This is a genomic window from Streptomyces sp. ME02-8801-2C, assembly GCF_033793965.1.
In the GTDB taxonomy this organism is placed as follows: Bacteria; Actinomycetota; Actinomycetes; order Streptomycetales; family Streptomycetaceae; genus Streptomyces.
Genome location: NZ_JARAXP010000010.1, coordinates 273515 through 282821, shown reverse-complemented (window position 1 = coordinate 282821; position 9307 = coordinate 273515). Strand labels below are relative to the sequence as shown.

The 9307-nt window shown below is 69.2% G+C and carries 8 protein-coding genes; 2 read left to right on the top strand and 6 right to left on the bottom strand.

Annotation, left to right across the window (positions count from 1 at the left end):
• Positions 1-581: 581 nt before the first annotated feature.
• The 3 genes from proC to PV396_RS31065 form a co-directional block, all read right to left on the bottom strand.
• Positions 582-1394 carry a pyrroline-5-carboxylate reductase gene (gene proC, locus PV396_RS31075; protein WP_319210325.1) on the bottom strand — a complete coding sequence of 271 codons (813 nt, stop codon included), beginning with the start codon at positions 1392-1394 and terminating at the stop codon, positions 582-584.
• A gap of 256 nt (positions 1395-1650) precedes the next feature.
• Positions 1651-2448, bottom strand: coding sequence for an ABC transporter permease (locus PV396_RS31070; RefSeq protein ID WP_319210324.1), 798 nt, complete (start codon positions 2446-2448; stop codon positions 1651-1653).
• Entirely contained in the window at positions 2445-3269 is an 825-nt protein-coding gene (locus PV396_RS31065; RefSeq protein WP_319210323.1) for an ABC transporter ATP-binding protein, read from the bottom strand. Before PV396_RS31065 ends, PV396_RS31070 begins: the two co-directional genes overlap by 4 nt.
• Positions 3270-3521: 252 nt before the next feature.
• Between PV396_RS31065 and PV396_RS31060 the strand changes: the two genes are divergently transcribed.
• A complete protein-coding gene (locus tag PV396_RS31060; RefSeq protein WP_319210322.1) occupies positions 3522-5045 on the top strand; it encodes a SulP family inorganic anion transporter in 1524 nt (507 codons plus the stop codon).
• Here PV396_RS31060 and PV396_RS31055 read toward each other — a convergent pair.
• From PV396_RS31055 to PV396_RS31045, 3 genes are all read right to left on the bottom strand, one after another.
• The gene (locus PV396_RS31055) at positions 4976-5800 is read right to left on the bottom strand and encodes a class I SAM-dependent methyltransferase (RefSeq protein ID WP_319210321.1); all 825 of its coding nucleotides are present in this window, start codon (positions 5798-5800) and stop codon (positions 4976-4978) included. The two genes, PV396_RS31060 and PV396_RS31055, sit on opposite strands and share 70 nt — an antisense overlap.
• Positions 5801-5966: 166 nt before the next feature.
• Positions 5967-6443, bottom strand: a complete 477-nt coding sequence (locus PV396_RS31050) for an EamA/RhaT family transporter (RefSeq protein WP_319210339.1) — start codon at positions 6441-6443, stop codon at positions 5967-5969.
• Between the two features lie 104 nt (positions 6444-6547).
• Positions 6548-6892 (bottom strand): SH3 domain-containing protein, encoded by a 345-nt coding sequence (locus PV396_RS31045; RefSeq protein ID WP_319210320.1) that lies wholly within the window; start codon positions 6890-6892, stop codon positions 6548-6550.
• A gap of 184 nt (positions 6893-7076) precedes the next feature.
• Here PV396_RS31045 and PV396_RS31040 point away from each other — a divergent pair, with 184 nt between their 5' ends.
• Entirely contained in the window at positions 7077-9263 is a 2187-nt protein-coding gene (locus PV396_RS31040) for a serine/threonine-protein kinase (RefSeq protein WP_319210319.1), read from the top strand.
• The last annotated feature ends 44 nt before the right edge of the window (positions 9264-9307 follow it).

Here is a 9307-nt window from a genome sequence, read left to right as displayed (position 1 = left end):
CACAGAACATTCTGTGAGCCGGGGTATCAACATATCTGGCGTTGATTTTTGGCACGCTGTTGAGTTCTCAAGGAACGGACGCTTCCTTCGTACTCACCCTCTCGGGCTTTCCTCCGGGCAGTTTCCCTTCGGTTCTTGCTGTCTTACGTTTCCGACTCTATCAGACCGTTTCCCGATCCGATTTCCTCGGTGCTTTCCAGGTTTCCGCTTTCGCGTTTCCCTTTCCGGCGAGTCCGACTCTATCAGATCCTTTCGGGCCTGATTCCCAGTCAGTGGGGCTTGTCTTCCCGGCTGTTGGGCCGTTCCGACGAGTGAACTTTAGCGGATTCCCTGTCCCCGAGCTAATCGGGGTCACGTCCTTTCGAACGAGGAATCCTCATTTCGCAAATACGCATGCCAATGACATGCCACCGGCGCGACGACAGGTCGTCGACCGTTGCTGGGTACCTGCGGAATGGCTGTCCGGGGACCGACCGGAGTCGGCGCTCACGTCGGACAACTCGGAGAACACTACGTACGGCCCTGGGGTGTGTCAACTCGGCGGCGGAGGGCCCCAGGAGGCACTGCCGGAGGTCGCGGCTTCAGCTGTTGTTGCCCGAGGCCAGGGCTCGGCTGCGGTCGCGGGCGGCTTCGAGGGCGGCGATGAGGGCCGCTCGTACGCCGTGGTTCTCGAGTTCGCGGATGGCGCTGATCGTCGTGCCCGCGGGGGACGTGACGTTCTCGCGGAGCTTCACAGGGTGTTCCCCGCTGTCGCGGAGCATCACGGCTGCGCCGATCGCCGACTGGACGATCAGGTCGTGGGCCTTGTCGCGGGGCAGGCCGAGGAGGATGCCGGCGTCCGTCATGGCCTCGACGAGGTAGAAGAAGTACGCCGGGCCGGAGCCGGAGAGTGCGGTGCACGCGTCCTGCTGGGACTCGGGGACGCGGAGCGTCTTGCCGACGGCGCCGAAGATCTCCTCGGCGTGGGCGAGGTGCTCCGCGGTGGCGTGGCTGCCGGCGGAGATGACCGACATCGCCTCGTCGACGAGGGCCGGGGTGTTCGTCATGACGCGGACGACCGGGGTGCCGGTGCTGAGGCGGGCCTCGATGGAGGCGGTGGTGATGCCTGCGGCTCCGCTGACTACCAGGCGGTCGGCGGGGACGTGAGGGGCGAGTTCGTCGAGGAGGGTGCCCATGTCCTGTGGTTTGACCGTGAGGATCAGGGTGTCTGCGGTCTTCGCCGCCTCCGGGTTGGTGACCGGGGTCACTCCGTAGCGGGTGCGGAGTTCTTCGGCTCGTTCCGGGCGGCGGGCGGTGACCAGGAGGTCGGCGGGGGCCCAGCCGGCTCGGATCATTCCGCTGAGTAGGGCTTCGCCGATTTTGCCGGTGCCGAGGACTGCGACTTTCTGGGTCATGGTGCGGTGCCCTCCGGGGGGTGCGTTGTTCGGGGTCATCCTCGCATTTGGGGTGGGGGGTGGGGGCTGGTGTCCGGTGGGCGGGATTTTTTCGCCCCCGCCGCCCCTGCCCGTCCCATCCCGTTCTTGGTGGCTGTGCCCCCAGGCCCCCCTACGGCCCTGGACGGGCCTTGTCCTCAAACGCCGGACGGGCTGATGGTGCGGGCCGGGGCTGAACAGGTGCACTGGGTGGGCTGGAATGGGGCGGTGGTCGGGGTCATTGGGTTCGGCGGCGGAGGGTTGCTGCGCCCAGGGTCAGGACCAGTAGGGCACAGATGGCGACGATCAGGGTGTCCCGTACGAAGGTGGCTGTGATGTCCGTGTGGGTGAGGACCTCGTTCATACCGTCCACCGCGTAGGACATGGGGAGGACGTCGGAGATCGCCTCCAGGACCGGGTGCATGTTGGAGCGGGGGGTGAAGAGGCCGCACAGGAGCAGCTGGGGGAAGATCACCGCCGGCATGAACTGGACCGCCTGGAACTCCGACGACGCGAAGGCCGATACGAAGAGGCCGAGGGCGGTGCCCAGGAGTGCGTCGAGCAGGGCCACCAGGAGAAGGAGCCAGGGGGAGCCCGTCACGTCCAGGCCCAGGAGCCAGACCGCCAGTGCTGTGGCCAGGGCCGACTGGATGATCGCGAGGATTCCGAAGGCCAGGGCGTAGCCGGCGATCAGGTCTCCCTTGCCCAAGGGCATGGCCAGGAGGCGTTCCAGGGTGCCCGAGGTGCGTTCGCGGAGAGTGGCGATCGAGGTCACGAGGAACATCGTGATGAGAGGGAAGATCCCGAGGAGGGACGCCCCGATTCCGTCGAAGGTGCGTGCGCTGCCGTCGAAGACGTAGCGCAGGAGGAGCAGGAGCAGGCTCGGGAGCACGATCAGCATCGCGATGGTGCGGGGGTCGTGGCGGAGTTGGGCCAGGACTCGGATCGCGGTGGCTGTGGTTCGGGAGGCGTTCAGGGCGGTTGTGGGGGCCGAAGAAGTAGAAGAAGCGGTGGGTGTAGGGGCGGTTGTGGTCATTGGGTCTGCTCCTTCTTCTCCTTCTTGTCCTTCTTGTTCTTCAGTTCGTTCTCTTCCTTCTTTTTCTTGTTCTCCTCGTCCACCAGGTGGAGGAACGCCTCTTCGACTGTTTCCGTCGCCGTGCGGGTGCGGAGCGTCTCGGGGGTGTCGTCGGCGAGTAGTTCGCCGTCTCGCATGAGGAGGAGGCGGTGGCAGCGCTCGGCCTCGTCCATGACGTGGGAGGAGATCAGGAGCGTCGCTCCGCGGGTGGCCGCGATGGTGTGGAAGAGGGACCACAGGTCTCGGCGGAGGACGGGGTCGAGGCCCACCGTCGGTTCGTCCAGGACCAGGAGGTCGGGGGCGCCGAGGAGGGCCACCGCCAGGGAGACGCGGTTGCGCTGGCCGCCGGAGAGGTTGCCGGCGAGGGCGTCGGCGCGGGTGGTGAGGTCGACGTCGGCGATGGCGCGGGTGACGTTCTCGTGGCGGCGGTCTGCCGCTGCGCGGCCCGGGTCGAGGATCGCGGCGAAGTAGGCCAGGTTCTGGCGGACCGTCAGGTCGTCGTAGACCGAGGGTGCCTGGGTCACGTAGCCGATACGGGTGCGGAGCTCGGCGTGGCCGGCGGGGTGGCCGAGGACCTCCAGGGTGCCGGTGGCCTTGGCCTGGGTGCCGACGATCGCCCGCATGAGGGTCGACTTTCCGCAGCCCGAAGGGCCTAGCAGGCCGGTGATCTGGCCGCGCGGGACCGTGAAGTCGAGGCCGCGCAGGACCTTTCGGGTGCCTCGTACGACGGTGAGGGCTTCGGCTTGTACGGCCCTTCCGGAGGGAGGATCGCTGAAATTCATCACATGATGAATAGTGCTCGCGGTCCGGCCCGGCGTCAAGTGAGTTGGAGGGGGGCGATCGGCGGCGGGGGCGCAGGCGCGTGGTGGAGGCGTCGGAGGGGGACGGTCCGGTTCGAGTGACCCTCAGGGCTTCCTGTGACTCCGGATCGTGGTGGCGAGGGCGCGGAAGTGGGTGCCCTGCCTGCCCTCCTTGCCGACAATGGGTTTCATTCGCCGTGCACTGCTTCCTTCGTTGTCGGAGGTGCTTTCGTCATGCGGTTTGGCGTGCGCAAGGCCGATCTGCTGTCTTCTTTCTTCGTCTTTCTCGTGGCGTTGCCTCTGTGCGTGGGCATCGCCGTCGCCTCCGGTGTGCCCGCCGAGCTGGGGGTGGTCACGGCGGTCGTCGGCGGGCTCGTCGGCGGGGTGGTACCCGGGAGCAGCGTTCAGGTGAGCGGGCCTGCGGCGGGGCTCACCGTGTTCGTGTACGGGGCTGTGCAGGCGTACGGGGTCGCCGTGCTCGGGGTGCTCGTGTTCACGGCCGGGTTGGTGCAGCTCGGGCTCGGAGCGTTGCGGCTCGGGCGGTGGTTCCGGGCCGTGCCCGTGTCGGTCGTCCAGGGGATGCTCGCCGGGATCGGGATCGTGCTGGTCGCCGGGCAGTTGTACGCCCTGGGCGATGTGCGCGTGCCCGCGACTGCGCTCGGGGCGGTGGGCGGGCTGGGCTCGCTTCCCGGGGACGTCGATCCCGTGGCGTCGGGCGTCGGCGGCGCCACCATCGCCGTACTCCTGCTGTGGCGGTGTTGGGGACGGGCGGCACGGCTGGTGCCCGGGCCGCTGGTGGCGGTGGCGTTGGCCTCGGGGGCGACCTGGGTGTGTGACCTGGACGTGCGGCGGGTGGAGGTTCGGGGGCTGGTGGCCGCCGTACGGGCGCCGGAGTCGGCGGATTTCGGGCGGCTCGGGGAGGTGGGGGTGGTCGGGACGGTCGTCGGGCTTGCTCTGCTCGCGTCCGCGCAGTCGTTGTTCGGGGCGGTTGCTGTCGAGCGGTTGCCTCGGGGGCGCAAGGGGCAACGGGTTGATTTTGATCGGGAGTTGATGGCTCAGGGGGTTGGGAACGCTGTGTGCGGGGTGCTGGGGGCGTTGCCTTTGGCTGCGGGGGGCGTGGGTGAGCGTTCCGGGGGTGGGTCGGGCGGGGCGCGGGGGACGGTGGCGCGGGGGCTGTACGGGGGGTGGCTGCTCGCCTTCGTGGGGGTGTTGTTCGTGGTGCCTGAGGTGCTTGGGGTGGTTCCGGTGGCTGCGTTGGCCGGGCTGCTGGTGTGGGCCGGGTGCGGGCTTGTGCCGGTGCGGGAGGTGGGGGTGCTGTGGCGGGAGCATCGGGGGGAGGTGTGCGTGTTTGGGGTGACCGCCGGTGCCATCGTCGTGGCGGGGTTGTTCCAGGGGGTGGTGGTCGGGCTTGCGCTTTCCGTGGGGAAGACCGCCTGGGACGTCAGCCGGGTTCGGGTGGAGATCGGTGAGCGGGGTGACGGCGTGGTTGTCGTACGGGTCGTCGGGCATGCCACGTTTCTGCGGTTGCCCAAGTTGCTCGACGAGTTGGAGGCGCTCGAGTCGCTGGAGGCGCCGGGTGGGTTGAGGAATCTGCCCTCGGGGCGGGAAGTGCGGCTGGAGTTGGATGGGCTCCGGCACGTTGATCACGCTTGTGCGGCGGCCCTGGAGGGGTGGGCCGCCGCACGGGGTCAGGTGGTGGGTGTGGTGACGGGCTCTGCGGTGAGTGCGGTGGTCGCCACCAACAGGTCCACCTCGTAGGTCTCCTCGACCGTTTCCGACGGGAAGAGCTTGAGCAGGAGGTTGCGTTCCTCGGCCAGGAACGCCTCGGTCTCCGCCTTGTCGTGGACCAGGAACAGTGAGTGGCTGCCGATGTTCGCCAGGTGCGTGTCGATCGGGACGCGGCGGCTCCAGCGGAGTTGGCGGCTGGCGAAGTCGAGGCGGCCCGAGGGGTCCGCCGCGCGCTGGGAGGCGCCGTTGTTCTCCACGATCGGGTCGACGCCGAAGAAGTACCGGATGCGGTTGGCCTGAGCGGTGATCCAGGGGACGTCCAGGGCGTACGTGTTCCACCACAGGGCGAGTGCGCCGCCCGGGCGCAGGACGCGCAGGGCCTCCGGGATGGCCTGGTCCGGGTCTGTCCAGTGCCAGGACTGGGCGTAGGTGAGGAAGTCGACGGAGGCGTCGGCCAGGGGGAGGGCGTTGCCGTTGCCTCGGACGATCGGGACGTCGGGGAGGGTGCGGCGGAACTGGGCTGCCATGCCGTCGCCGGGTTCCACGGCGATCACGTGGGCGCCGCGGGCATGGAGGAGGGCGGTGGATATGCCGGTGCCGGCGCCGATGTCTGCGACGCGGGAGCCGGTGAGGGGGTGGGCGGCCAGGTGTTCTATGGCGTCGAGGAGGGTGGGTGGGTAGGAGGGGCGGTTTTTGGCGTATTGGGCTGCGGCTGCGTTGAAGGAGGTGGCTCGGGTGGGGGTGGGGGGTTCGGTGGGAGTGGGGGGCTGGGTTGAGGCCGTCATGTGGACATGGTGACCGGGGTGTTGGGGAGGGGGGTGGGGTTTGGGGAAGTGTTTTCTCGCCCCCGCCGCCCCTACCCGTCCCATCCCGTTCCTGGGGGCTGCGCCCCCAGACCCCCCTACGGCCCTGAACGGGCCTTGTCCTCAAACGCCGGACGGGCTGAAAAAATCAGGCCCGCCTTTGCCTCTTGGCCGGGTTGCCTGTTCTGCGGGTGGTTGTGCGGGTGTGTTGGGTTCGGGCCGCTTCGTATTCCTGGCGGTGCAGGGATTCGCCGGGGGCCTCTTTGAGGGAGCGGAGGAAGTAGGCGGTCAGGGCGCCTACGAAGCCGACCGCCAGGAGGCCCCGGAGTGAGGCCTGGCGGGCCGGGTCCGGGCGCGTTGTGAAGGCGCCCCAGGTGTGGCCGAACGTCAGGGCGCTGCACACCGCGAACATCACCACCATCAGCAGGGACACCAGGCCCCCTACCTCCGCGATCCGCAGGCCTTCGTAGGCGAAGCGCAGGATCAGGCAGGAGGCGATCGTCGCCGTCAGCGCGCCCGCGGCCACCCCTACCCGGCGGGCCGTGTAGCCGGCGTCGTGCTCCACCCAGGTCGTGCCGAAGAAGCGGAGGGGTTCGGGGCGGGGTTCCGGGCGGGTGCCGCCCATCTTGTCCGCTGCGTCCGTCTTGCCTTGTTCTGCGCTCTTGTCGCTCACCGTTTGATTATGGGCAGCCCGGGCACCGGCACCGGTGCCCGGGTGCGGTGTGCGGGTCAGGAGCAGTGCGCTGCCACGTAGCCGTCGCTGCCTGTCAGGACGTACGCGTCCGAGACGTACTCGCCGTTGTCGATGTTGTCCCAGATGTTCGACGTACCGTACGGACCGGCGATGGCCTCGCCGGGGCGCTGGCAGTAGATCGGGACCCTGGCGCCCTCGGACAGTACGCGGATGATCGTGTAGCTGGTGCCCGGGCCGCTGCGGACGTTGAGGCGGTAGCCGGGGGCGACCGCGTAGGTGCGGACGGACGTCGTCGTGATCTTCAGTTCCGTACGGCTTGTGGCGACCTCTCGCTCTGTCGCCTCGTCGGCCGTTCTTTCCCCGATGTGCTCTGTGGACATGGAAAACCCTCCCCCGTCGTACGCCCATGGCTGTCATGGGATCGGGGTGATACCCCTAAATCAGGCCATGAAACACATGTACGAAACTCGTACACCAACATCAGCAAGCCGCCTCTGTCCGCCACCCCTCATCGACTAGGCTCCGTGCGTCGCGCGCGCGGCCGAACAGCACGGGGGTGAGTCCATGACGCCACAGCGGAACTCCGGAACCGGCGCGGAAGCGGAATTTCCGGAGTACGCCGGTCAGTACCGTCTGGAGTCACGGCTGGGCTCCGGCGGCATGGGCGTGGTGCACCTGGCCCGGAGCACCTCCGGGATGAAGCTCGCGGTCAAGGTCGTGCACGGCGAGTTCGCCAAGGACCCCGAGTTCAGAGGGCGTTTCCGGCAGGAGATCGCGGCTGCCCGGCGCGTCAGCGGTGCCTTCACCGCGCCCGTCGTCGACGCCGATCCCGATGCCGAACGGCCCTGGATGGCCACCCTGTTCATTCCCGGGCCGACCCTCGCCGACGAGGTGAAGCGGAACGGGTCCATGAGTGCCGGCCAGTTGCGGCGGCTGATGGCCGGGCTCGCCGAGGCACTGCGGGACATCCACCGGGTCGGAGTCGTCCACCGGGACCTGAAACCCAGCAATGTGCTGCTCGCCGAGGACGGTCCGAAGGTCATCGACTTCGGCATTTCTCGGCCGAAGGACAGCGAACTGCGCACCGAGACAGGCAAGTTGATCGGCACGCCGCCGTTCATGGCGCCCGAGCAGTTCCGGCGGCCACGTGAGGTGGGATCCGCCGCCGACATCTTCGCCCTCGGGTCGGTGATGGTGCACGCGTCGACCGGGCGCGGGCCCTTCGACTCCGACAGCCCTTATGTCGTCGCCTACCAAGTCGTGCACGACGAGCCCGACTTGACCGGCGTACCGGCCAACCTCGCCCCGCTGGTGCTGCGTTGCCTCGCCAAGGAACCCGAGGACCGGCCGACTCCCGATGAACTGATGCGGGAGCTGCGGTCTGTTGCCGCCTCTTACGACACCCAGACGTTCGAGGCCGGGGAGCGACGCGGCAGTCGCTCCTCCCATTCGTCTGGCAGTGCTTCGCCTGCGGCTGTTTCTCCTGCGTCGCCTGCTTCCCCTGCGTCTGCTTCTGCCGACTCCCCTTCCTCCTCCGGGAGTTCGGGTCCTCGGCGGCTGCGCAAGCGCGTGTTTCTTGCGTCGGGGGCGCTCGCCCTCGCCGCCGGGTGTGTGTTCGCCTCGGTGCGGGTGTTCGGCGGTGATCCGGTCGCCCAGCCCAAGGGCCCTGCCGCCGGGGCCGGTTCGACGACAGCGGCGGCCGGTTTCCGGGCGTGGGCGGTGCGGCCGGACAACGATGGCAACGCCGACATGCCCCAATGCACGTACGGCACCGGCAAGTTGTTCTGCGCCCAGCAGGGTCTCGTCTCCGCCATCGACCCCGACGACGGCACCGTCCTGTGGCGGCACCCGATCGACGCCTCCATCATTCCGAGCCGCCCGCCCGTCCTGTCGGGCGGCCTCGTGCACCCCCCGCTGGACTCGGGACCCCGTATCGAGGCGCTCGACCCCGCTACGGGCGCCACCCGCTGGCAGGAGACCTTTGCGGGCCGCGTCGGCCTCCGGTACGCCGGCGGTACAGCCCTCCTGACCGGCCCCGACGGGAAGGTCACCGGCGTCGACAGCGCGTCCGGCGACAGCAAGTGGAAGCGGCGCATCGCCGGTCTGAGCGGCCCGGAGCTGTTCTCCTTCGCCGGTGACCGGCTCGCGTACGCCACCGCCAAGATCGCGGACGGGGCGGCCACCCGGGTCGTCGCGCTGGACCCGGGCACGGGTGACGTGCGCTGGCAGGACAGCTTGACCGGGCGGCTGAAGCCCATCGGCACCACCGACGCGGGCACCTCCGTCTTCTTCGCCGCCCTCGACACCGTGGCCGGGGGCACGGTCGCCGTCCTCGACTACGACCCGGCGACCGGCGCCTCCCGCAAGGTCGAGGTGGAGGTTGCGCTCCAGCGGGCCCAAGCCGTCGTACGGGGGAACACGGTCTATCTGCTGGCCGCCGGGGGCTCGATGTTCGCCCTGGACCTGAAGGGGGGGAAGCAGCTGTGGCGGCTGGAGACGTCCGTGACCCTCGGCTCCGCGCCGGCCGTGGACGGGCGGTATGTGTACTTCACCTCCGCCGACGGACGCCTCCTCGCGGTGAACGCCCGTACGGGGAAGCTCGCGGGGCAGACCTCGCCCCGCCTCGGCGCGGCCTCGGACACGATCGCCGCCTCGCTGCCCGCCCCCGTCGTCGCCGGCGGACGCGTCTACGCGAGCGCGCCGGACGGTTCCGTCTTCGCCGTGGACGCGGCGGACCCGGCCGCCTGGTGACGCGCGTACCGGAAGCGCATGGAAAAGGGCCGCTCCTCGGGGAG